Origin of the sequence: Microbacterium sp. KR10-403, from assembly GCF_040196215.1 — a bacterium.
Taxonomy (GTDB): Bacteria; Actinomycetota; Actinomycetes; order Actinomycetales; family Microbacteriaceae; genus Microbacterium.
In genome coordinates, this window is record NZ_JBEGDC010000001.1 from 89,193 (window position 1) to 111,364 (window position 22,172).

Below are 22,172 nucleotides of genomic sequence, written 5' to 3' on the forward strand. Positions count from 1 at the left end.
GGCTTCAACAACCGGCCGCACCGCCGTGCGCAGCTCAGACCACCGGTGCGGTCATGTCGACGTCCGCCGGCAGCGACAGCCCCTCGCCGTAGGGCGTCCCGAAGCAGTGGACGTTCTGCATATCAGCAGTGCTGCGGTCCCACCCCGGATCGCCCTCGTGGGCGAAACGCGCCCAGGCGCCCATCATCTCGCGTGACACCGCGAGACGATCGAGGTCGCGGCCGGTGAGCGGAATGCGGTCGACGGTCCCGAAGACGTAGGCCAGCTCGAGGCTGTGGCAGGCGCCAAGAAGCCCGCCGAGCACCTCGGTCGGCTGCTCGAATGCGTATATCCAGACGCCGTCGGCACGGTCCGCGGCGAGCCGAGCGATCTCGCGCGCCGGCTTCTCGAACATCAGCGAGCTCACCCGGCGCGCGAACACGAGGTGCGGCGGCTCGGCGGGCCGCGGGCCGGCCAGGTCCGCATATCCGATGCCGTCGATCGGGCGCATGGCCTCGAGCCGCGTTGATGCCTCGTCCGCCGTCAAATCGACACGGTAGGAGGGGTCGTCGGCGAGGAACATGCCCGCCTCGTGCGCGGTCCATCCGATCATCAGGCCCTTGCCCGCCAGTAGCTCCGATGCTTCGTCGCCGAACGCATCGCCGGGGATGTCGGCGGCGTCATGCGACGGTCCGAATCCGGGCAGGGAGTCGAAATCCACCCGCAGCTCACCCTTGCCGGCGGGCTCGAGCGGAGCCTGGCGCAGGATCTCGGCCTGCACATCGAGCAGGGTCTCGAGCGACGCCGCTCGCAGCTCGTCGACGGATGAGTGCCCACCGATCTCCATCGCGTGGGCTCGCAGGCTCGCGGCCACAGCCTCCGGCGCCGGCCGGCGGAAGGGGCCGCTCATCATGATCGAGCGGTGGAAGAGTCCCTGCGCTGCCGGCATGGCGTTCAGCATCGCCACCTTGCCGCTGCCGCCCGACTGTCCGCAGACGGTCACGCGGTCGGGATCACCACCGAACGCGGCGATGTTCGCGTGCACCCAGTCCAGCGCGGCGACGATGTCGAGCATGCCGGCGTTCGCGGAATGCTCCTCACCGAGCTCGCGCAGGTCGAGGAACCCGAGGATGCCGAGCCGGTGCGTCACCGTGACGACGACGAGATCGCCGGCTTGGGCGAGCACATCGCCGTTGAACGCCATCTCGTTGCCCGACCCGTGCGTGAACCCGCCACCGTGCAGCCAGACGATCACGGGCCGCGGCGACGGCGATGCGTCGGACGGTGCCCAGATGTTCAGTCGGAGGCAGTCCTCGCCGATCGGCCCACCCTCGGCGGGCGAACCCGTGCGCGGATAGAGCATGGAGAGCAGCCGGGGTCCGTTCTCCGCAGCGGCAGGTCTGGTGTCAACCTGCGGCGCAGTGGGGCCGAAGGTCAGCGCGTCCCGAATCCCCTCCCATCGCGGCGCGGGCTGCGGCGGGCGGAAGCGATTGGCGCCCGAGGTGTCGGCGCCATACGGTACGCCGAGGAAGGTGATGGTGCCCGCATTGTCGATGCCACGCAGCATCCCCTGGTCAACGGTTCGTGTGATGAAGGGCATGGGTCAGGCCACCTTTCGGATTGGGGAGATGAAGAAGGCCGACAGCAGCGCCGCCACGGCGGCGAAGATGAACAGGGGCGCATATCCGCCGGCGAGGGTGATCACGAGCGCCGCCAGGAAGGGACCCGCGATCTGCGGGCCTGTGGTCGCCACATTGAGCAGACCGAGGTCGCGCGCCGTGTTCTCAGGGTCGGGCAGTACGAGGGTCATGATCGCCTGGTCGACAGCCATGTACACGCCGAAGAAGAAGCCGACGACGACCGAGTATGCGAGCATGCCGCCCCATGTCGGCAGGAACACGGGGATGAGCGCTCCGGCGGCCACGCCGACCGAGGCGATGATCACGAAGATCTTGCGACGGCGCACCTTGTCGGAGAGCGGCCCCGAAACGAGCGAGGTGACGAACGAGACGGCGAGGTTCACCGTGCCGAGCAGGGCGACCGCGGCGGCGGCGTTGCCACCGGGCAGGTTCTCGACGCCGATGTAATCGGTGAGCGTGTAGAGCTGGTAGGTCGAGATCGTCCAGTACCCGATCATGATGGTCGCGCGCGACCAGAACGCCCACGCGAAATCGTGGTCGCGAAGACCCGAGAAGAAGTGGCGGATCGACTGACGTTCGTGGGTGGATGCCGCGGCCTCCTGCCGCGCGGTGGGGTCGGGCGTCAGGAACACGAGCAGCAGGGTGCCCACGACCAGCAGTGCGCCGATGAGCAGGTACGCCAGCACGGGCCGGTCGACGAAGAACGGCGCGACGTTGAGTCCGTAGATCACGCCGATCGTCGTGGCGATACTGGCGATCGACGAGGCGAGGCCGCGGCGCGATTCGGGCACACGGTCGGGCATCACCGCGGTGATCACCGCCTGGAAGGCGCTCATCGTGATCATCACGAGCAGGTACGCAGCGCCGAGCCAGAAGAGGCTTGCCATTCCCCCGAGGACGGCGAGCAGCACCAGAGCCACGATCGCGGTGATCAGCAGCCACGGGGCGCGGCGACCGAACCGGCTTTTCGTGCGGTCGGAGAGCGCGCCGAACAGCGGGTTGCCGATGGCTGCGGCGAGCGCGCCGATCGAGGCGAGCACGCCGTAGGCGCCGACCTTGCCCTCGGGCTCGATGAGCGCGATCTGCGAGGGCAGCACGATCTGCTGCATCCCCTGGAAGATCGCGTACATGCCGGCGTTGGCGAGCAGGAAGGTGGTCAGGAAGCGGGCGCCCCCGATGATCTTCCCGTCGGGAAGGCTGTTCGCCGGGGCGACCGGATCGCCGGTCGCCGGCTGGGTAGTGTCAGACATGAAGACCTCCTCGTCGATGCACACTCGGGTCGATGAGCGCTTCCAGTATTATTTTCACACTCAGAAGTTAAGTCAAGGGGAATATGCCGAGCCGTACGTCGTCGCCCGAGACCGACAGCCTCGCGGGCATCCGCCGCGCCAGCCTCAACCGGGTGCTGCGCGCCGTCGATCGCACCCCCGGCCTGTCACAGAGCGAGATCGCCGCCGAGACCGGCCTGGCCATGGGCGCGGTCAGCTCGGTCGTCGGCGAGCTGCTCGACGCGGGCATCGTCATCGACGATCCGGAGCGTGCTCAGCGCGGCCGGGGCCGCCCGAAGCGCGCGATCATCCTGGCCCGCACGTCGGCCGATCTCGTCGGTGTGACGGTGACGCGCACGGCCGTCACCGCGCGGTCGACGACGCTTGCCGGCGAGGTGGTGGCCGACGCCGCGCACCGGTTCACCGAGGTTCCGACGATCGAAGAAGCCGCCGGCGTGATCGTCACGCTCGTCGAGCGCGTGTGCGCCGGAGCGACGGACCGGCCGCCCCGGATCTCCATCTCCATCCCCGGCGCGACCCTGCCCGTGGGCTTCGGTGCACTCGAGCTCAACTGGTCACCCGCCGACCCGACCGTCATCCTCGATGCGCTGACCTCGCGCGGATGGCCGGTGCCGGTCATCGGCAACGACGGCAGCTTCGCAACCCTGGCGGAGTGGGCCGGCGGCGACGCGCCGCACGTGGGCAACACCGTGGTCATCCTGCTCAGCCGCGGACTCGGCGGCAGCGCGATGGTGAACGGCTCACTGCTGCTCGGCGCCGAAGACGCTCCCGGTTTCGGCCACACCCCCCTGGATCCCCACGGCCCACCGTGCTCGTGCGGACTCAGCGGATGCGCGGAACTCGCCGTCTCGCTCGTCCATTTCGCAGTCAAGCTCGGCGACGCCGAACGGTTCGATGCGATGACCGCCGCGGAGTATGCGGCCGAGTTGGCGTCGCGGGCCGATGCCGGTGACGCTGCCGTCATGCGGGTGCTCGAAGACGGGCGCCGCAGCCTGCACCGTCTGGGCGACATCGTGTCGTCGCTGCTGAACCCGGAGCGCGTGCTGCTGACCGGCGAGGGGATGCGCCTGGCGTCCTGGCTGCTGCCCGGGCCCGTGGGCAACATCGGCGTCCCCACGGCGACCGGACGCTACGGCGACGACGCCGTGCTCGAGGGCACGATCCGTGCGTCGCGCGACCGCTTCTTCGCCGATCCTCTCGGCACGCTGACGGCCGTCGGCGCGTAGTCGCACCCGCCAGCGCCGTGGGCGCGCGGCGATGCGCGCTCGCCCGCGCCGGTCATGCGACTTCCCGTTCGCTCTCTTCGACGAGGACTCTGTGTCGCGCTGGTCGGATCAGGCCGCCCGTTCTCGACCGTCGACAGATTGGATGCCGCGATCCCCGCGAGCTTGCTCACATCACGCGCGCTCACCCCCGCGTTGCCGCGGGCCCTGCACAACGACTCGACCAGCACGATTCTGCATTCTTCTGTTATCGAATGAGGTAACAGGGTTCCTGAACGTAGTCTCACACTATTCTGATTTAGCCAGCTAATCTAAAATAGTGACACCGGTTATTTCACCTTCGGATCGCTGGCCCGCGCATGCGGTCGAGCGGCACCCCTGGCATCAGTCGGTGCGCGGAGGCAGCCGCGAAGACCGCATGCTGCGCGTCGTCGATACATCGATCCCGCCGCGTATCGCTGACCTCCACATCAGGCTGGCTCCCGACCGGGCCGCCGCCGCAGAGCGCGCAGTGATCGAGATCGCCACGACCGACACCGACGCCCGCCCCCAGCCTCGGGCGCTGGGGCGGTTCATGCTGCGCTCCGAGTCGGTGGCGTCATCGAAGATCGAGCGAATCTCGGCATCGGCTGACGACTTCGCGCGAGCGCTGGCGGGTCAGCGCAGCAACTCCAGCGCGACCAGCATGGTCGCGGCATCCACCGCCCTCACTGAGCTCATCGATCGCGCGGGCGCGTCGTCGGCGCTCACACTCCCAGATCTACTTGATGCGCACCACCTGCTCATGGCCGACGATCCCACCGAGCGGGAGTACGCCGGCACTCTCCGCGATATGCAGAACTGGATCGGGGGCAGTGACTACAGCCCCCGCGACGCTCTGTATGTGCCGCCTCCCCCGGAGAACGTCCCCGCTCTCCTGGGCGATCTGCTGAGCTGGATCTCCCGCGACGACATCCCCGTGTTGGCGCAGGCAGCGATCGCCCACGCGCAGTTCGAGTCGATCCACCCGTTCACGGACGGCAACGGGCGCATCGGGCGGGCTCTGATCAGCGCGGTGTTCCGGCGACGCGGACTCACCAAGAACGTCGTCATGCCTCTCGCAGCGGGGCTGCTCGCCGTGCGGAACGAGTATTTCGACGCCTTGACGACGTACCGGCAGGGCGACCCGAACCCGATCATCGATGTCATCACCCGCTCCGCATCGGTCGCAGCCGTTCAGTCGCGCGCGTCGCTCGACGCCTTGCGCGCACTGCCGGCCGAGTGGCGCGCACTGCTCCCTCGCGCACGAGCCGACGCTGCCGTCGACAGCGTGATCGCCGCCTTCTTCGACAATCCCGTCATGGGAGCGGATGAAGTCGTCACCGTCACCGGGGTCACGCCGGCATCCGTGTACGCCGCGATCGACAGACTCGTGGATGCCACGGTCTTGACCGAGATCACGGGGCGAAAGCGCAATCGGGTCTGGGCGGCGCTCGATGCGCTCGGCGAGCTCGACGAGCTCGATCGGCGCATCCACGCGGCGACGCGGGCGACACACTGAGCACCGCGCCCCACCTGCCTTCCTTGAGACATGACGCTTGCCCGCGACATCCCGAACGTCCTCGCCTCGTTCCGCACGAACCGCCGCGATCTGCGGATGACCCGACATGCCGACGACTTCGCCTTCGAAGCCGAGCAGACCGTGCCGCTGCTGGCCGACATGGCCGAGGATTACGGCGCGAAAGACGTGATCCCCGTCGTGCGCAAGGCGATCGCCAGCACGTTCCATCGACCCCGTCTCCGACGAATGCGGGCGGGCGCAGCTGCGCAGGAGCGCTGAGCGGAGATCCCGATGAGACCCGCGTTCCGCAGGACGATCGATCTCCACCCTCGAGACCGACGGCGCGCGCAAGGGTGGGGCCGAGTCCGCCCTCAGTCCGAGAAGACCACACAACTGCGCCCGTTCACGACGACGCGGTCCTCCAGGTGATGGCGCACAGCACGTGCGAGCACCCGGCGCTCGATGTCACGTCCCTTGCGGACCAGCGTCTCCGGCATATCGCGATGCGTCACGGCTTCGACATCCTGCGTGATGATGGGTCCCTCATCAAGATCACCTGTGACGTAGTGCGCTGTCGCGCCCACGAGTTTCACGCCGCGTTCGAATGCCTGGTGGTAGGGCTTGGCCCCCTTGAATCCGGGCAGGAAAGAGTGGTGGATGTTGATGCACCGACCGGCCAACTCCCCCGCGAACTCATCACTGAGGATCTGCATGTACCGCGCCAGAATGACCAGGTCGACGTTCAGCTCATCGATCAGGCTGGACACCTTTCGCTCCTGATCTCGCTTCTTGCCGGCTTCCACGGGCACATGGTGGAAGTCCACGTCATCGAACGACAATGCCGGATAGGACTCCCGCGGATGATTCGACACCACCCCCACGACATCCATCGGCAGCTCCCCGCTGCGCCATCTGTACAACAGGTCACCGAGGCAATGGTCTTGTTTTGACGCCATGATGAGCACGCGTTTGCGAGCGGAGCGGGGATGGAGCGTGTAGTCCGCCTCCAGGTGATCCAGAGTCTCTCGCACCAGCCCGTCGATGGCGTCGGCATCCAGACGATTCGACGTGGCCGATGCGAACTCGATGCGCGAGAAGAAGCGGCCCGTGACGGGGTCGTCGAATTGCTGGGAGTCGCGTATCGTCGCGCCGATCTCGAACAGCGCGGCGCTCACTCGAGCGACGATGCCAGGCTCATCGCGGCAGCGGAACGTCAGGATGAAGGACTCATCCGATCCAGCGCCAGACGACATCGCTCACCTCCGATCCACAGTGGATCTCTTCGCACATCCGGTTAACTCCTCTTCGCAGTATCGACGTCATAGTCCTCATTGCGAGGCAGGTCCAAATAGGGGAAGCGCTCGACCGTCGCGCGGATCTGCTTGATGCGGTGCCCGTGATCTCCCCAGTGCACAATCACCGTATTGCCGATCTCGGCTTCCTCGAGATCGACCGTGGCTTGCGACAGAAGCTCGCGGTAGTAGTAGCTGTACACGACCGCCGAGGAGACCCCGACCGCTTGCCCACCCTTGGTGACGAGGTCGGCGTGGCCGCCCGCCGGCTGCTGCGGCGACACCGGGAACTCGATGAACTTGTACGGCTCGCCCGACTTCAGCTGCGAGGCGAAGACGTCCGTCACGTCGTCGGGGTCCCAGCGAAGCGTCACGGTCTTCCGGCGAGGTTCCGCCACCTCTCTCTCGAATGCGTCGCGGCCGATGAAGTCGTGATCGAGCTTTCCCATCCAGGCCCAGTTGACCTCTTGTGGAGTACGGAGGCGGGCCCTGATGTCGTCGGCGGGGATGCTGCCGCTGAGAGGCGCCGACAGCGATTCCATCCTGGTGCCGGCCACCGCCGGGTCGAAGACCATCGAGGGAAGGAAAGTGACGTTCAGCTGAGGGAATCCGCCCTCGGTGTGATTGACCGCGTATGTCCGCCATCCCAGCCGCACGATGTCCCACCGGCGTCCCGCTTGATAGACGGCGTCGTACACGGCAGGGCCCAGGTCATAGGCACCGCGGATCTCATACGCCAGAGTGCCCGCCATCCCGATGCGCGACAGTTCAACAGCTCCTTCGACTCCCGGAACCTGGATGGGAACGACGTCGAGAAACGCCACGTTGCTCAGGCTTTGCTCGAGCATCGCTTCCAGCACGAGCAGCGATTTCGGGCCCGCGATCTGGAGGATGAAGATCTTCCGTGCCTCGATGCGGACGTCCATTCCAAGACGTTCTGCCTGGATGAGAGGCCACGGAAGCCCGGCGAGAGTCCGGAACTGCTGCTCGGAGTCCCTGACCGCGAGCGCGTGGTTCGCGATCGTTCCGTCTTCACTGAGCATGACCAGGTGCTTCGATCTGCCGACCGGCCACTTCCACACGTTGTTGATACTCAGCTGCGAGAGCAGCTTCTGCGCTTCGGGTCCGGTGATGACGAACTCCATCCGGCCGATGAGATTCGCCGCGACGTACGCGCTCTCCTTCCACGACAAGGACTCACGCTGCCAGCCGTCGCCCTCCCAGACGCGGAGCTCGTTCCAGATCGGCGAGTAGCTCTTGATGTCGGGGTATGCCGGAACCGCCCCGACAGCGCGCATGGTCGGCCGTGTGGATGACATGTCTCGTCCCTCTTCCTTGATGATGGTCACGATCGGACCGCCCTTGCCTGCGATGCCTCGGCGAGCTGCGCGCGGACGCGGTCGAATCGTCGCTGAATCACCTCAGAGGGGAGAACGACCTGTTCTGTGCCACCTTCGGCGATGACATCGCCGAGCTCGCTCATGGCTCGGCATTCCGAGACGATCCGGTTGGCGGTGGTGGCGACGAGCGTGGCGGTGATCGTGACACGCATACCGACAGGTGCCGAGTTGAAATGCTTCACCGTCACCGAGTGACCGATGCCTTCTTCCCCGTGGTCGAGAAAGGGCAGGATCAGCTTCCGGCTGACCTCTTCCATGTGCTTGGCGATCCAATATGTCGCGTAGACCGGATGCACCGGGCCGAGCTCATCGAAGTCGACGGTCATCTCCCGGGAGACGACGACATCAATCGTGCTGCAGAGCCCCGCAGGCACCTCTCTCATTCTGGCTCCTCGTTCGTTCCGTGGGGCTGTCCTGTGCTCCCCACCGGGGGCACGTGAAATGCGAGCATCTTGCGCAGGGCCCGCACGAAGGACTTCTGCTCGTCGGCGGACAGCACCGAGGCCCAGGTCTTCTCCCGCGCACTCTGTCTCACGACCACCTCTGCGATCGTCGCGCGGGCCTTGTCCGTGATGCTCACGGTGACAACGCGTCTATCGGAGTCACTGCGACTGCGCACGATGTGACCGTCACGCTCCAGAGTGTTCAGCGTCGCGGAGATACTTGCACGCGAGACCCCGGAGAGGTGGGCGAGCACCCGCGGTTCCAGATCGCCTGCGACCCAGAGCGCGAACATGACACGCCAAGACGCCCACGTCAGGCCGGCAGGTCGATGCACAGTCTTCTCGAGGTCCGCGACGACACGACCGCTCAGGCGAACCATGTTGAAGATGACGGCCATGGCACCGAAGTCGGCCTCGGGAACAAACCGGTCGACGGCTTCCTCTGCCATTGCCTCGAATTGAACGGCATCGATTCTGCGCTCATCTGTGGCGTCGATCATTCTCTCTCCCTCACTGCGGGTCTTGACGGCGGCGACCATCACATCTTCTCGGTTGGATCCCCGTCATCAGGAGATGCGACGCTCATGACCAGCCCAGTACGGTTCGCGCAGTTCCCGCTTCAGGACCTTCCCCACCCCCGACCGGGGCAGCGGTTCTGAGCGGATCTCGATGGACTTCGGAACCTTGAATCCCGCAACATGCTGCCGGCAATGGTCGATCAGCTCGTCCGCCGTCACATCACCGTCCACGCAGACGATGGCGTGCACGGCTTCGCCCCAGCGTTCGTGGGGGATGCCGATCACGGCGACCTCGACGACGGCCGGATGGGTCGCGATCGCCGCCTCGACTTCGGCGCTGTAGACGTTCTCGCTGCCGCTGACGATCATGTCTTTCGAGCGATCGACGAGGAACAGATACCCGTCGCCGTCGAGGTATCCCACGTCTCCCGACCAATACCAGCCGTCTCGGAAGGCGGACGACGTCTCGTCCGGCTTGTTCCAATATCCCTTCGCGACGTTCTTTCCGGAGACGAGCACCTCGCCGACACCGTCCGCCTGCTCGATCTGCGCGATTCGCACGCCGACGTTCGGCGCGGCTCGCCCGCTCGATGCCAGGCGCGGATGGCCGATCAGCAGCTGCTCGTCCGGTAGCAGCGTGACGATGGGCGAGCATTCGGTCGCGCCGTAGACGTCGAGGAGCCGTGCCGAAGGGAAGGTGCTGTGGAAGTGCTCGAGCAACGGACTCGATGCGGGCGAAGACCCGTGACACACGTAGACGAGCGAGCTCACGTCGCGAGGCCGGGCTTCCTGTTCCTCCGCCAGGCTCTTGAGCGTCGCCGGGACTGCGACCGTCGAGGTGACGCGCTCCCGCTCGACGAGGTCGAGCAGCACTCCCGGGTCGAAGGCCGGAAGCACGACGTGACGCCCTCCGTTGGCCACTGTGGCGAGTGCCCCGATGGTGCCCGCGGTGTGGAACATCGGCGCCGCCAAGAGCCAGGTCGTCTTGATGTCGAACGGCCAGCAGCTCGACAGGCTGCTCGCGTTGGCGAGAAGATTCGCGTGGGTGAGCATGACGCCCTTGGCCAGGCCCGTCGTGCCGCCCGTGTAGAAGATGCCCGCCAGGTCGTCAGGACTCGTCTCAGGCCAGAATGTGGTCTCCCCCGCACCACCGAGCAGCGCTTCGTACTCATCCGGAATCATGACGACCGTGAGGTCGAGATCGTCGATCCCTGGGATCGCACGATCGGTGAACAGCACGCGCGTCCCCGAATCCCGAAGGATGTAATGGATCTCTGGTGTCGCCAGGCGGACGTTGACGGGGACGAGCACCAGTCCTGTCGAGGGCACCGTCAGATACAGCTCGAGGTACCGATGACAGTTGGCGCTAAGCACCGCTACACGGTCACCCCGCTCAAGCCCGAGGCTCTCGGTCAGCGCCGCAGCGAGCGCGTGCAGTCTCGTGTTCAGCTGCGCGTAACTGTACTGCTCAGACCCGCACGTCACCGCGGGTGACGACGGATCCAGATCCACACCCGAGCGGATGACGTCACTGATACTGCGCATCGCGGTCCAGTCCACCACGTCGACCTTCTTTCTCTCCTCCGAGCGGCTGCTCAGCCGCGTCCGGCTTGCGGGACCCCGTAGATGGGGCTCACTCCCTGAGCCTGTTCGCCGTCCGCGCCCAAGGGGATGCCGACCCGGTCACGCAGCAACAGCGTCGCGAGCAGGCCGATCATCGTCATGCCTGCGAGATACCAGGTGACGGACGTCGTCACACCCGTCGCCTGCACCAGCGCGGTCGCGATGGTCGGCGCGAACGCCCCGCCCAGGATCGCGCCGAGCGAGTACGCGATGGACACACCCGAGAACCTGACCGAAGCCGGGAACAGCTCCGCGAACAACGCCGAGATCGGGCCGTAGGTCATTCCGACACCGATCGACAGCAGGTCGAGCGCGGCGAACACGAGCCAGATCTCGCCGGTGTTGACGAGCGGGAACAGCGCGAACACACCGATCAGCTGAACGATCCACCCCACGACGAAGGTATTCCGCCGGCCGACGACATCGCTGAGCCACCCGCCGAACCAGGTCGCCCCGAGCCACACCACCGCCGAGCCGGTCACCGCCCAGAGCACCGGCCCCCTGTCCATCGCCAATGGCCCATCCGGATTCGTCGCGTAGTTCTGGATATAGCCGCCTGTGGTCATGTAGCCGGCTGTGTTCGACCCGGCGAACACCAGTGCCGCGATGACCACCAGCAGCGCGTGCCGACGGAAGAGCCCGACGATCGGCATCCGAGTCGCTTCCTTCCGTTCCGCAAGTTCGACGAACACGGGGCTCTCTTCGACCCGGCGGCGTACGTAGAACCCGACGATGATCAGCACGACGGAGAACAGGAAAGGCACGCGCCAGCCCCAGGCCAGAAATGCGTCACCCGGCGCGATCGCCGTCATCACCGCCATGACAGCCGACGCGAGAAGCAGCCCGAGCGGCACGCCGATCTGCGGCGAGGCCCCGAACAGTCCTCGCTTCGACTTCGGCGCGTGCTCGACGGCCATGAGTGCCGCACCGCCCCACTCTCCACCGGCGGAAATGCCCTGGAGCACGCGCAGCACGATGAGAAGCACGGGCGCTGCAGCGCCGATCGTCTCGTACGTCGGCAGAAGGCCGACCAGTGTGGTGGCACCGCCCATCAGAATCAGCGTCAGCATCAAGACGACCCGACGCCCGTGTCGGTCGCCGAGATGGCCGGCGATCAGCGCGCCCAGCGGCCGGAACAGAAAAGAGATGCCGACCGTGATGAACGCGATCAGAGTTGCCATCTCCCGACCCGCCGGCTCGAAGAACAGTTGACCGAAGACGAGACCCGCCGCCGAGGCGTAGATGAAGAAGTCGTACCACTCGATCGTCGTTCCGACCACTGTCGCGAAGACGACCCTTCGCCGATCTGCCGGCGTTGCGATCGTGCCCGTCGGCGTGAATCCGGCGACCGACTCGGGATGTGACGCACTCATGGACAGCTCCTTTGCTTGCGGGTGCGTATGACGGGCCTACCCCGTACTAATTTGTACTCTAATCATCTCAGTCCTGATTGTCAAAGGTCTAACTATTGACATTGCGCCCACCCTGGCCGGCTCAACGGCCCGTCGACCAGGAAGTGCGTCAGCGTCGATGAGCAGTCACCCGGCGCGGCATCCGGATTCGTCTTCACCGTCGCCCGTGCCGTCGCGGTCCAGTCACCGGGTTCCTCACTGTCGTCGAGGGAGATCGGTGTCAGCCGCAGCCCAGCGCCGGGAACGACAGTGACCGGGAGAAGTCCCCGTCGGTCGAGGTACCTTTCACCCGAACGCTCCCGGTGGGGATGGATGCCGCGAGCTCAGCTGCCCGCGCGCCAGGCACTGACCCCAGCCTCCGTCTCGGCTCTGCTCACGCCGTCGAGTGTCTGTGCCGCCGCCGGGTGTCTGTGCCGCCGCCGTGCCGTCAGGCCTCGGCCCGGATCACGCTGTCGTCAGCCTTGATGCGGCGACTGACCAGCACCGCCACGATGCCGACGACGCCGAGCAGTGAAACCAGGCCCGACAGCAGGTAGGTCTGCCCGTTCGCGGCACCGACGAGGCTCGCCGCCACGAGCGGAGCGAATCCCGCTGCGAGGGTCGCCGCGAGCTGATACGAGATGCCGACACCGGTGAACCGGGTCCTCACCGGGAACAGTGCGGCCATGTAGGCCGCAAGGGGGCCACCGATGGCGGCGTTTCCGATCGGCTGCAGGATGATGAACGCTCCCAAGACGGCCCAGGCGCTGGGGACGGCCAGCAACGCGAACGCTGCCCAGACCAATATTGCGCCGAGTACGAACCCAACGATCATCACCCGTGAACGACCGAACCGGTCAGACAGCCACGCGAAGAACAGGGTCGCGAAGATCGTGAGGAAGTTCGAGATCGTCAGCATCCACAGCGCGACGGATTGCGGGGTGCCGTTGCCGACAGCGAATTGAAGCGCGAAAGTCGCCGTGAGGGACTGAAGAAAGAAGGGAGAAAGTGCTGTCAGCACGATCACCAAGACGCTCGACCAGTTCTGAACGAATGTCGTGACGATAGGTATCCGCACGGTGTCATGTGCGTCACTGGTCTTGACGAACTCCGGAGACTCCTTCACGCCAACGCGGATAACGAGAGCAACGATCACGATGATCGCGGATGCCAGGAACGGGATGCGCCACACCCAGGCCAGGAGTTGGTCCTGGGGGGGCAAGGGACACCAGGGAGAACGCGAGGGTAGCAAGCACGGCGCCGGTCGGCCCGCCGCTCTGGACGATCGCGCCTGCAAATCCCCGCCGACGCTGGTTGGCGTGCTCGATCGACATGAGGCTGGCACCCGCCCACTCACCACCGACTGCGATGCCTTGCAGCAGCCGAAGCGCAACGAGAAGGATCGCCGCGGCCGAGCCTATCCGACCGGAACCGGGCGCACGATCACGCAGACGACGACCGGTCCCATCTCGATGCGTCTGGCATCCAGCGATCACGAGATCGACGTGCACGCCGAGTTCGCCTTCATCGGTGTCGGGGCCGTGTCGGCGACCAGCGGCTTCACGACCAGCAACCTCGGGGATGCCGCGATGATGGCGGCGATGATCGCCCGGTCAGCCCGCGTCGCGATCCTCGCCGACTCGACGAAGTTCGGCAACGACCTGTTCGCCGAGGTCGCGCCGCTGGAAGCGGCCGACTACCTCATCACGAACGCAGAGCCGCCCGCGCCGCTGGCCGCAGCGCTGAAGGCCGCCGGCGTCGAGGTGCTGATCGGCGAGTAGCCCAGGGCCGGGGCCCGTGGGGCCCGGCCGGAGAAGCCCGTGCCCGTGGCCGGCACGCCCGGCGCGTCGGCCAGACGACCCGAATCCATGCACGCGAGTTCAGGCCGTTGATACCCCGGGCCGACTCCGCGCGTCCGCACTGCGACATCCACCCCCGATCCGCGAGACCCCTGTCGCCCGCCGACCGGCCGCCCTATGCTGAGCCGCATCAAGGGTTACGCGCCGGCGCGGGCCCGCGACAGAACCGTCGACGGTCTCATCGCCTGCGCACCACATAAGGGGGGCACGATGAGGGCACAGAATGCACGACGGGTCCAACGGATCTCGGGTCTTCGCGTCACATCCATCGCCGTGGTCGCCGCGTCGGCGGCGCTGGTGCTGGGTGGTTGTTCCGGCGGAGGAAGCAGCGACAACGGCTCGGCGACGCTGAAGATCACGTACGAGAAGTCCGACTCGTTCACCGTCATGGACACGCTCATGAAGAAGGTGAAGACCGAGTTCGAGAAGCAGCACAAGAACGTGACGGTCGACCTGCAGCCGATCACCGCCGACGACACCGACTACAGCACGAAGCTCGCGCTCTCCCTGCGCTCGGCGTCGACGGCGCCCGACATCTTCTATGAAGACACGTTCCGCGTGAAGGGCGACATCGAGGCCGGATACCTCTATAACCTCGACGACAAGCTGAAGTCGTGGAGCGACTGGTCGCAGTACCTCGACAGCGCCAAGGCCGCCGGCCAGGGCGACGACGGCAGCTACTACGCGATTCCGCTCGGCGCCGACACGCGGGTCATCTGGTACAGCAAGCCGGTGCTCGAGGCCGCGGGGATCTCCGTTCCGTGGGCGCCGAAGACCTGGCAGGACATCTTGGATGCCGCGGCCAAGATCAAGGCGGCCGAGCCCGACGTGGTCCCGTTCACGATGTACGCGGGCACCGGCACCGGCGAGGGCACCGTGATGCAGAGCTTCTACGAGCTGCTGTACGGCACCGGCGATGGCCAGGGCCTGTACGACAGCGACTCGGGCAAGTGGATCGTCGGGTCGCAGGGCTTCGTCGACTCGCTGCAGTTCCTCCAGACGCTGTACGACAAGAAGTACGCGGTCACGCCTGCCGAGGCGCTCGACGCGAACGTCTGGAAGACCGTCGTCGGTGACCTGTTCCCGAAGGACAAGGTCGGCGGCACCGTCGAGGGCTCGTACGCACCGTCATTCTGGGAGACCGGCGGCCCCTACCCGTGGGCCGACTACGCCGACAAGGTCGGCGCGGCGCCGTTCCCGACGCAGAACGGGCAGGCACCCGGCGGCGTGAGCATGTCGGGCGGCTGGACGCTGGCGATGAGCGCGAAGACGAAGAACGCCGACCTGGCGTTCGACTTCATGAAGATGGCCTTCAGCCGCGAGAACGCACTCTGGTACGACACCACGAACGCGAAGATCGCGGTCAGGAAGGACGTGGCATCCGACCCCTCCTACCTGAAGGCGAACCCCTTCATGAAGGAGGTCTCGGACGTGCTCGAGTTCAGCCACTACCGGCCCGCGAACGGCGTGTATCCGAAGATCTCGGCCGCCGCGCAGGAGGCCACCGGTGACGTGATCACGGGCAAGAAGACGCCGCAGCAGGCTGCGGCCGATTACGACGCCGCGGTGAAGCAGATCGTCGGAGACGACAAGACGATCGCGAAGTAGAACGTGACGACCCAGATCGCGCCCGCGGCCTTCGCCGGTCGCGGGCGCGGCACCGGGCGCGGCACCGGGCACCGGCGCTCGCGGTCGCTGCTGCGCGCGCTGCCGCTGCTGCCCAGCGTCCTGCTGCTGCTCGCGTTCCTTGCCGGGCCCGTGGTCTGGGCGTTCTACGGCTCGCTGACGAACGCCGCGCTGACCGGCCCCGGTGCACTGTCGCCCGACTTCGTCGGGCTCGACAACTTCGTGCGCCTGTTCACCGACCCGACGTTCCCGAAGTCGCTGCTGCTGACCGTGGTGTTCGTGGTCGCCTCGGCGATCATCGGGCAGAACGTGCTGGGCATGTGGATCGCCGTGCTGCAGCTGCGCGCGAACCGCACCGTCAGCGCCATCACGAGCACCCTCGTGGTCGCGGCGTGGGTGCTGCCCGAGATCGTCGCGGGCTTCATCTGCTACGCGTACTTCTCGAAGGACGGCACGCTGAACCAGATCCTCGCGGGCCTGGGCATGACCGGACCGAACTGGCTCTACAGCTATCCGATGCTCGCGATCATCCTCGCCAACATCTGGCGCGGAACCGCGTTCTCGATGATGATCTACCAGGCGGCGCTCAACGACGTGCCGCCCGAGATCACCGAGGCCGCGATGATCGACGGGGCCGGCGGCAGCCAGCGCTTCTTCCTGGTGACGCTGCCGATGATCCGTACCTCGGTGTCGACGAACCTCATGCTGATCACGCTGCAGACCCTCGCCGCCTTCACGCTGATCTGGGTGATGACCGCCGGCGGACCGGGCGACGACTCGAGCACCCTGCCGGTGCTCGCCTACCGCGAGGCGTTCCAGTTCGGCGACATCGGCTACGGCACCGCGATCGCCGCCGTGATGATCGTGATCGGCGCCGTGTTCTCGATCTTCTACGTCGCGCTGCTGCGCGAGAGGCCCGCGCCGAAGGCCGCCGAACCAAGTGCGCCCGGGCCGCGGCATCCCACCCCCGAACAGGAGGCGGCGTCATGACCACGACCGCGCCGTCGAGGGTGGATGCCGCACCCCGCGCCCCGCGCAGCATCGCGTCGCCGCGCCGCGTCGTCTCGAAGGTGTACGCGAACGGCGTGCTCGTGATCGTGGCGCTGTGCTTCCTCGTGCCGCTGGCGTGGGTGCTGCTGGCCTCGGTCGACGCGCACGCCGGCTTCGAGACGCAGCTGCCGAAGGTGTTCACGCTCGCGAACTTCAGCGCCGTGCTGCAGCCCGACCTGACGCTCGTGCCGCTGTGGAACAGCCTGCTGCTGTCGGTCGGTGCCGCCGTGGTCACGGTGGTGGTGGCGGTGCTGGCGGCGTATCCGCTGTCGCGCTATCAGGCCAGGTACAACAAGCCGTACCTGTACACGATCCTGTTCGGCACGTGCCTGCCGATCACCGCGATCATGGTGCCGGTCTACAGCCTGTTCGTGCAGGTCAACCTGCTCGACTCGATGGTCGGCGTGATCTTCTTCATGGCCGCAACCTCGCTGCCGATGGCCATCTGGATGACCAAGAACTTCATGGACTCGGTGCCCATCAGCCTCGAAGAGGCCGCCTGGATCGACGGGGCCTCGGCCATGTCGGCGCTGGGACGTGTGGTCGTGCCACTCATGCGCCCCGGGTTGAGCGTGGTGTTCATCTTCGTGTTCATCCAGGCGTGGGGCAACTTCTTCGTGCCGTTCATCCTGTTGCTCGACCCCGCCAAGCAGCCGGCCGCGGTGAGCATCTATTCGTTCTTCGGGCAGTACGGGGCCATCGCGTACGGACAGCTGGCCGCATTCTCGATCCTCTATTCGGTGCCGGTCATCGCGCTGTACGTGCTCGTGTCGCGGGGCATCGGCGGATCATTCGCGATGACCGGGGCGATGAAGGGGTGAGGGGATGCCGCGGGCCGCGTCAGCCCCCGACCCGCACGGCTTCGAGCACATCGACGATGGTCGAGACCTCCCCCACGTTGCCCGGCACCACGATGTAGAGGACGGGTCGTCCTTCGGGCGTGACGACGTCCCACACGGACACGCCCGGGACGACCTGGCCCCGCACGAGTGCGCGCTCCGCGCCCAGCCCGACGCGAGCGACGTCGGCGGAGGTGATCCCGCCCTTCGAGACGACGACGTCGACCCGATCGCGCAGCGCGGCGACGGCCTCGGTGAGCACCGCCATCACCCGCTCGCCGTGTGCGAGCGTGTTGTGTTCGGACCGACGCACCCGTTCCGACGCGAACGCACCGAACCCCGTCGAAGCCAGTCTCGAGCCGACCGCGTCCACGATCCGGGCGGACTCGACCTGCGGTTCGGCGAACGCGTGGTCGGTGCCGATCGTCTCGATCTCACCCCACCGTTCCTGCACCGGCGACAGCTGACGGGTCGCACCCTCCGTGTGCGAGCCGCACACGAGGAGGGTCGTGCGCGCGGCATCCACCAACGGCGTCTCCAGCAGACCGGTGCTCTCGACACCCGCGATGGCCGCGGCCAGCGGCGACGCCGATCTCACGACCACGCGTCGACCCTCGGCCCAGACATCGCGCACGGCCTCGGCGATGAGCCGCACATCCTCGTCGCTCACGGCGTCCGGGAGCACGACACGTCCGGGCGACGCGGCGAGCACGGCCCGAAGCTCCCCCGCTCGCACGGTGGCCAGATCCACGGCGACGGGTTCACGCGACGATCGCTGCCGCACGTAGTCGGGCAGGAACCCCGTGTCGAACGGGAACACCGGATCGTCCGCGTACTCGCTCTCATGGGCGGGCACATCGACGCCCTCCCGCCGCACATAGTGCATGCCGTCGCGCGTCGTACGACCTCCCTGCGGGAACGCGGGCACGAACAGCACGACATCGTCGTCACCGGCGAAGACCTCGGTCTCAGCGAAGACGTGCCCCCGCAGCGTCGAGTCGCCACGGAGAACGACGTGCACGGGTTCGCCGAGAGACGTGGATGCCGCCGCCAAGTCCGCGCGCACACCACGGAGCAGCGTGACCGCAGTGGTCTCGTCGATCGCCCGCGTATTCGTCAGCAGGTAGACGGCATCGTTCTCGCGCAGCGCGTCCGTCAGGCTCGCGGCATCCCACCGCAACAGCACGATCGCGTCGGACGCCGACTGGGTTCCGGTCGGGTCGTCGTCGAGAATGACGCTTTTCATCGCAGTTCGCCGAGCACCTTCTGCACGATGGCCGACGTCGCCAGGCCGTACCGCTCGTGCAGCGTCGGGAGCGCACCCGCATCGAGGAATGCGTCGGGCAGCCCGATCGGCGTCACCCGTCCCCCGACGCCACGACGCACCAGCGCCGACGCCACGGTCTCGAACAGCCCCCCGACCACGGTGTGGTTCTCGAGCGTGAACGCGACGCGTGGGGTGTCGATCTCGCGGAGCACGGTCTCTTCGTCGAACGGCTTGATGGTGGGCGCGTGCACGACGGCGACATCGATCTTGTGCGTGGCAAGCTCTTCGGCCGCCTGCAGCGCGCGCATCGTCATGAGTCCACTCGAGACGAACACGACGTCTGCTCCGGGCCGGATGACCTTCGCCTTGCCGAGCTCGAACGTGTAGTCGTAGTCGTCGAGCACCGTCGGCACCTTGCCGCGCAGAAGTCGCAGATAGGTCGGGCCCTCGGCCGCGGCGAGCTGCGGCACCGCCTGTTCGATGTCGACGGAGTCGCAGGGATCGACGATCGTGAGGTTCGGCATGGCGCGGAATATCGCCATGTCTTCGGTCGCCTGGTGGCTCGGACCGTATCCGGTGGTCAGGCCCGGGAGTCCGCCGACGATGTTGACGTTCAACTTCGGCTCGGCGATGTCCAGACAGACGAAGTCGTAGGCGCGGCGAGTCGCGAAGACCGAGTATGTCGACGCGAACGGCACGAGACCGACTTCCGCCATGCCTGCCGCGGCACCGAACAGCAGCTGCTCGGCCATGCCCATCTGGAAGAACCGGTCGGGGTGCGCATCGCGGAAGATGTGCATGTCGGTGTACTTCGCCAGGTCTGCGGACAGGCCGACGACGCGCTCATCCGTCTCGGCGAGCCTGTTCAGCGCGTGCCCGAACGGGGCGGAGGCCGTACGCTGACCGGGATCTGCGAATGACGCGATCATCGCCGACGTCTTCAGTCGCGGTGCGGTCGTGGTGCTCATCGGGTGACCCCCTCGTATCCGGCGATCAGCTGCTCACGGCAGATGGCCCATTCGTCCTCTTCGACACGCATGAAGTGGTTCTTCTCGCGCGTCTCCAGCAGTGGCACACCGCGCCCGACCTTCGTGTCGCACACGAGGACCTGCGGCTGTCCGACACTGTCGCGTCCGGCGATCGCGTCGAACGCCGCGAGGAGTGCCTCGGGGTCGTTGCCGTCGACCCTCTGCGTGTGCCAGCCGAAAGCCGCCCACTTCTCTTCGACGGGTTCGATCGAAAGGACGGATGCCGTGGGTCCGTCCGCCTGCATCGCATTCATGTCCACGACCGCGGTGAGGTTGCCGAGGCGATGGGATGCCGCGGACATCGCCGCCTCCCAGGTCGAGCCCTCATCGAGCTCACCGTCGGAGAGGAAGTTGAAGACGCGTGCGTCACTGCCCCGGTGCCGAAGTCCGAGCGACATGCCCACGGCAACCGTGAGCCCATGGCCGAGACTTCCGCCGGAGATCTCCATACCCGGTGTGTAGCTGGCCATCCCCGACATCGGCAGGCGCGAGTCGTCCGAGCCGTAGGTGTCAAGCTCTTCGATCGGGACGATGCCTGCCTCCGCCAGAGCCGCGTACAAGCCGATCGCGTAGTGACCGGTGGACAGGAGCATGCGGTCCCGCCCGTCCCCCTCGGGTTCCTGCGGACGGAAGCGCAGCTGGTCGAGGTACAGCGCGGCGAACACGTCGGCCGCACCAAGCGCCTGACCGATATAGCCCTGCCCCTGCACCTCGCCCATGTGCAGCGCGTTCAGGCGGATGCGGTGGGCGGATTCACGGATGCGCTCCACCCGCTCGGCGCGGGTCGCGGCATCCATCGTCAACGTGGTCATGATCTCTCCTCAGTCCGTCGCGGGAAGCGCGAGCGGCACATCCTTCAGCTCACCGGTCTTGATCGGCGCGGTCTCGCGGGTGAACACTGCGGTCACGGTGGAGATGATGCCGAGCAGCCCGAAGAGAACCGCCGGCCCGATCCAGCCGACCCATCCGAAGAGCGCGGTGGCGATGAACGGCAGCAGACCGGCGACGATCGACGCGCCGTTGTATCCGAGTGAGATGCCCGACGAGCGCAGATTCGCGGGGAACTGCTCGGAGAACCAGCTGGCCTCGACGGCGAAGATCGGGTCATGGCTGAACAGCAGTCCGAATGCGACCGCGACGACGACCATGATCACCACGCCGGTGTTGATGAGCAGGAACATCGGGAACGCGAACAGGATCGTGAAGATCGAACCGATGAGGAAGACGTTTCGGCGCCCGATGCGGTCTGACAGCGCCCCATACAGCAGGTGCGAGCCGAGGCCCAGAGCCGATCCGACGATGGTGCCCAGCAAGACGTACTTCTCGTCGATGATCTGGGCGAGGACGACATAGCTGATGACGAAGCTCGTCGTGATGTAGTAGCCACCGGTCTCGGCCATGCGCAGTCCGATGATGCGCAGGATGACCCGCCAGTCGGTCTTGATGACCTCGAGCGCGGGACGCTTGCGGATCTCGCCGGCCGCCTTGACCTTCTCGAACTCGGGCGATTCTGTGATGCCGAGCCGGATCCACAGGCCGATCACGACCATGACGGCCGAGGCGATGAACGGCACGCGCCACACCCAGTCACCGTCGAAGATCAGCGCCGACAGCAGGAAGACGCCGTTGCCCAGCAGCAGACCGGCCGGGATGCCGATCTGCGTGACCGATCCGAAGAACCCGCGGCGCGCGGCCGGCGCGTGTTCGACGGCCATCAGCACCGCACCGCCCCACTCTGCGCCGTAGCCGATGCCCTGGACGGCGCGCAGAACGATGAGCAGCACCGGAGCCGCAGCCCCCACGAGCGCGTATGTCGGCAGGAATCCGATGAGGACAGTCGCCACACCCATGAGAGACAGCGCCGCGATGAGGATGAACTTGCGGCCGATGCGATCACCGTAGTGGCCGGCCAGGTATCCGCCGATCGGACGGAACAAGAACCCGACGGCGAGTGTCGCGAACGATGCGAGCACGCCGATGAACGGGCTGGCCGCGTGGAAGAAGGCGGTGCCGAAGTAGGCGGCCGCGGCGGTGCCGTAGATGAAGAAGTCGTAGCTCTCCACGGCGGTGCCGACCATTGAGGCGATCGACACCTTGAGCGGGTTGTCACGCCGGATCGGCGAATCAGTGACGGGACTGGTCACGGTGTTCCTCCTTGAACAGGG

General features: G+C 66.7%; 21 protein-coding genes. 7 read left to right on the top strand and 14 right to left on the bottom strand.

Annotation, left to right across the window (positions count from 1 at the left end):
• Positions 1 to 34: 34 nt before the first annotated feature.
• Positions 35 to 1,579 carry a carboxylesterase/lipase family protein gene (locus ABMQ42_RS00450; protein WP_349720607.1) on the bottom strand — a complete coding sequence of 515 codons (1,545 nt, stop codon included), beginning with the start codon at positions 1,577 to 1,579 and terminating at the stop codon, positions 35 to 37.
• A 3-nt stretch (positions 1,580 to 1,582) separates the two neighbouring features.
• A complete protein-coding gene (locus ABMQ42_RS00455) occupies positions 1,583 to 2,869 on the bottom strand; it encodes an MFS transporter (protein ID WP_349720609.1) in 1,287 nt (428 codons plus the stop codon).
• An 83-nt stretch (positions 2,870 to 2,952) separates the two neighbouring features.
• Here ABMQ42_RS00455 and ABMQ42_RS00460 point away from each other — a divergent pair, with 83 nt between their 5' ends.
• Positions 2,953 to 4,134: an ROK family transcriptional regulator gene (locus tag ABMQ42_RS00460; protein WP_349720611.1), complete on the top strand. Its 1,182-nt coding sequence runs from the start codon at positions 2,953 to 2,955 to the stop codon at positions 4,132 to 4,134.
• Here the strand turns inward: ABMQ42_RS00460 and ABMQ42_RS18160 are convergent.
• Positions 4,038 to 4,418 (bottom strand): helix-turn-helix domain-containing protein, encoded by a 381-nt coding sequence (locus tag ABMQ42_RS18160; protein WP_502884566.1) that lies wholly within the window; start codon positions 4,416 to 4,418, stop codon positions 4,038 to 4,040. The two genes, ABMQ42_RS00460 and ABMQ42_RS18160, sit on opposite strands and share 97 nt — an antisense overlap.
• 104 nt (positions 4,419 to 4,522) lie before the next feature.
• Between ABMQ42_RS18160 and ABMQ42_RS00465 the strand changes: the two genes are divergently transcribed.
• Both ABMQ42_RS00465 and ABMQ42_RS00470 read left to right on the top strand, forming a co-directional pair.
• Positions 4,523 to 5,671 (top strand): Fic family protein, encoded by a 1,149-nt coding sequence (locus tag ABMQ42_RS00465; RefSeq protein ID WP_349720612.1) that lies wholly within the window; start codon positions 4,523 to 4,525, stop codon positions 5,669 to 5,671.
• A 30-nt stretch (positions 5,672 to 5,701) separates the two neighbouring features.
• Positions 5,702 to 5,950 (top strand): hypothetical protein, encoded by a 249-nt coding sequence (locus tag ABMQ42_RS00470; RefSeq protein WP_349720614.1) that lies wholly within the window; start codon positions 5,702 to 5,704, stop codon positions 5,948 to 5,950.
• A 92-nt stretch (positions 5,951 to 6,042) separates the two neighbouring features.
• Here ABMQ42_RS00470 and purU read toward each other — a convergent pair whose 3' ends face one another.
• The 7 genes from purU to ABMQ42_RS00505 form a co-directional block, all read right to left on the bottom strand.
• Positions 6,043 to 6,924 (bottom strand): formyltetrahydrofolate deformylase, encoded by an 882-nt coding sequence (gene purU / locus ABMQ42_RS00475; protein ID WP_349720616.1) that lies wholly within the window; start codon positions 6,922 to 6,924, stop codon positions 6,043 to 6,045.
• Between the two features lie 41 nt (positions 6,925 to 6,965).
• The gene (locus ABMQ42_RS00480; protein ID WP_349720617.1) at positions 6,966 to 8,108 is read right to left on the bottom strand and encodes a hypothetical protein; all 1,143 of its coding nucleotides are present in this window, start codon (positions 8,106 to 8,108) and stop codon (positions 6,966 to 6,968) included.
• A 200-nt stretch (positions 8,109 to 8,308) separates the two neighbouring features.
• Positions 8,309 to 8,746, bottom strand: coding sequence for a thioesterase family protein (locus ABMQ42_RS00485; RefSeq protein WP_349720618.1), 438 nt, complete (start codon positions 8,744 to 8,746; stop codon positions 8,309 to 8,311).
• The gene (locus tag ABMQ42_RS00490) at positions 8,743 to 9,345 is read right to left on the bottom strand and encodes a MarR family winged helix-turn-helix transcriptional regulator (RefSeq protein WP_349720619.1); all 603 of its coding nucleotides are present in this window, start codon (positions 9,343 to 9,345) and stop codon (positions 8,743 to 8,745) included. The genes ABMQ42_RS00485 and ABMQ42_RS00490 overlap by 4 nt, the downstream gene beginning before the upstream one ends.
• A gap of 27 nt (positions 9,346 to 9,372) precedes the next feature.
• Entirely contained in the window at positions 9,373 to 10,869 is a 1,497-nt protein-coding gene (locus tag ABMQ42_RS00495; protein ID WP_349720620.1) for a class I adenylate-forming enzyme family protein, read from the bottom strand.
• Between the two features lie 50 nt (positions 10,870 to 10,919).
• Positions 10,920 to 12,320 (bottom strand): MFS transporter, encoded by a 1,401-nt coding sequence (locus ABMQ42_RS00500; protein WP_349720621.1) that lies wholly within the window; start codon positions 12,318 to 12,320, stop codon positions 10,920 to 10,922.
• A gap of 466 nt (positions 12,321 to 12,786) precedes the next feature.
• Positions 12,787 to 13,530 (bottom strand): MFS transporter, encoded by a 744-nt coding sequence (locus ABMQ42_RS00505; protein ID WP_349720623.1) that lies wholly within the window; start codon positions 13,528 to 13,530, stop codon positions 12,787 to 12,789.
• 127 nt (positions 13,531 to 13,657) lie between these two features.
• On the opposite strand from ABMQ42_RS00505, the gene ABMQ42_RS00510 reads away from it, so the two are divergent.
• From ABMQ42_RS00510 to ABMQ42_RS00525, 4 genes are all read left to right on the top strand, one after another.
• Complete coding sequence (locus tag ABMQ42_RS00510) at positions 13,658 to 14,119, top strand: DeoR/GlpR family DNA-binding transcription regulator (RefSeq protein ID WP_349720624.1); 462 nt, start codon at positions 13,658 to 13,660, stop codon at positions 14,117 to 14,119.
• Positions 14,120 to 14,407: 288 nt separating this feature from the next.
• A complete protein-coding gene (locus tag ABMQ42_RS00515) occupies positions 14,408 to 15,805 on the top strand; it encodes an extracellular solute-binding protein (RefSeq protein ID WP_349720625.1) in 1,398 nt (465 codons plus the stop codon).
• 87 nt (positions 15,806 to 15,892) lie between these two features.
• Positions 15,893 to 16,813, top strand: a complete 921-nt coding sequence (locus ABMQ42_RS00520; protein WP_349721497.1) for a carbohydrate ABC transporter permease — start codon at positions 15,893 to 15,895, stop codon at positions 16,811 to 16,813.
• Positions 16,810 to 17,694: a carbohydrate ABC transporter permease gene (locus tag ABMQ42_RS00525; RefSeq protein WP_349720626.1), complete on the top strand. Its 885-nt coding sequence runs from the start codon at positions 16,810 to 16,812 to the stop codon at positions 17,692 to 17,694. Before ABMQ42_RS00520 ends, ABMQ42_RS00525 begins: the two co-directional genes overlap by 4 nt.
• A gap of 19 nt (positions 17,695 to 17,713) precedes the next feature.
• Here the strand turns inward: ABMQ42_RS00525 and ABMQ42_RS00530 are convergent, their stop codons facing one another.
• Genes ABMQ42_RS00530 through ABMQ42_RS00545 form a run of 4 tightly spaced genes read right to left on the bottom strand, consistent with a single transcriptional unit; the run spans position 17,714 to position 22,151 of the window.
• Positions 17,714 to 18,958 (bottom strand): four-carbon acid sugar kinase family protein, encoded by a 1,245-nt coding sequence (locus tag ABMQ42_RS00530; RefSeq protein ID WP_349720628.1) that lies wholly within the window; start codon positions 18,956 to 18,958, stop codon positions 17,714 to 17,716.
• The gene (locus tag ABMQ42_RS00535; RefSeq protein WP_349720629.1) at positions 18,955 to 19,947 is read right to left on the bottom strand and encodes a transketolase family protein; all 993 of its coding nucleotides are present in this window, start codon (positions 19,945 to 19,947) and stop codon (positions 18,955 to 18,957) included. The genes ABMQ42_RS00530 and ABMQ42_RS00535 overlap by 4 nt, the downstream gene beginning before the upstream one ends.
• Positions 19,944 to 20,819: a transketolase gene (locus ABMQ42_RS00540; protein WP_349720630.1), complete on the bottom strand. Its 876-nt coding sequence runs from the start codon at positions 20,817 to 20,819 to the stop codon at positions 19,944 to 19,946. The genes ABMQ42_RS00535 and ABMQ42_RS00540 overlap by 4 nt, the downstream gene beginning before the upstream one ends.
• Before the next feature lie 9 nt (positions 20,820 to 20,828).
• Entirely contained in the window at positions 20,829 to 22,151 is a 1,323-nt protein-coding gene (locus ABMQ42_RS00545) for an MFS transporter (RefSeq protein ID WP_349720632.1), read from the bottom strand.
• Positions 22,152 to 22,172 lie beyond the last annotated feature (21 nt).

Bases quoted from the DNA above. Each gene is read 5' to 3' on its own strand.
- ABMQ42_RS00450 (WP_349720607.1), bottom strand. From the start codon at position 1,579: ATGCCCTTCATCACACGAACCGTTGACCAGGGGATGCTGCGTGGCATC.
- ABMQ42_RS00455 (WP_349720609.1), bottom strand. From the start codon at position 2,869: ATGTCTGACACTACCCAGCCGGCGACCGGCGATCCGGTCGCCCCGGCG.
- ABMQ42_RS00460 (WP_349720611.1), top strand. From the start codon at position 2,953: ATGCCGAGCCGTACGTCGTCGCCCGAGACCGACAGCCTCGCGGGCATC.
- ABMQ42_RS00470 (WP_349720614.1), top strand. From the start codon at position 5,702: ATGACGCTTGCCCGCGACATCCCGAACGTCCTCGCCTCGTTCCGCACG.
- purU (WP_349720616.1), bottom strand. From the start codon at position 6,924: ATGTCGTCTGGCGCTGGATCGGATGAGTCCTTCATCCTGACGTTCCGC.
- ABMQ42_RS00480 (WP_349720617.1), bottom strand. From the start codon at position 8,108: ATGGAGTTCGTCATCACCGGACCCGAAGCGCAGAAGCTGCTCTCGCAG.
- ABMQ42_RS00485 (WP_349720618.1), bottom strand. From the start codon at position 8,746: ATGAGAGAGGTGCCTGCGGGGCTCTGCAGCACGATTGATGTCGTCGTC.
- ABMQ42_RS00490 (WP_349720619.1), bottom strand. From the start codon at position 9,345: ATGGTCGCCGCCGTCAAGACCCGCAGTGAGGGAGAGAGAATGATCGAC.
- ABMQ42_RS00495 (WP_349720620.1), bottom strand. From the start codon at position 10,869: ATGCGCAGTATCAGTGACGTCATCCGCTCGGGTGTGGATCTGGATCCG.
- ABMQ42_RS00500 (WP_349720621.1), bottom strand. From the start codon at position 12,320: ATGAGTGCGTCACATCCCGAGTCGGTCGCCGGATTCACGCCGACGGGC.
- ABMQ42_RS00515 (WP_349720625.1), top strand. From the start codon at position 14,408: ATGAGGGCACAGAATGCACGACGGGTCCAACGGATCTCGGGTCTTCGC.
- ABMQ42_RS00525 (WP_349720626.1), top strand. From the start codon at position 16,810: ATGACCACGACCGCGCCGTCGAGGGTGGATGCCGCACCCCGCGCCCCG.
- ABMQ42_RS00530 (WP_349720628.1), bottom strand. From the start codon at position 18,958: ATGAAAAGCGTCATTCTCGACGACGACCCGACCGGAACCCAGTCGGCG.
- ABMQ42_RS00535 (WP_349720629.1), bottom strand. From the start codon at position 19,947: ATGAGCACCACGACCGCACCGCGACTGAAGACGTCGGCGATGATCGCG.
- ABMQ42_RS00540 (WP_349720630.1), bottom strand. From the start codon at position 20,819: ATGACCACGTTGACGATGGATGCCGCGACCCGCGCCGAGCGGGTGGAG.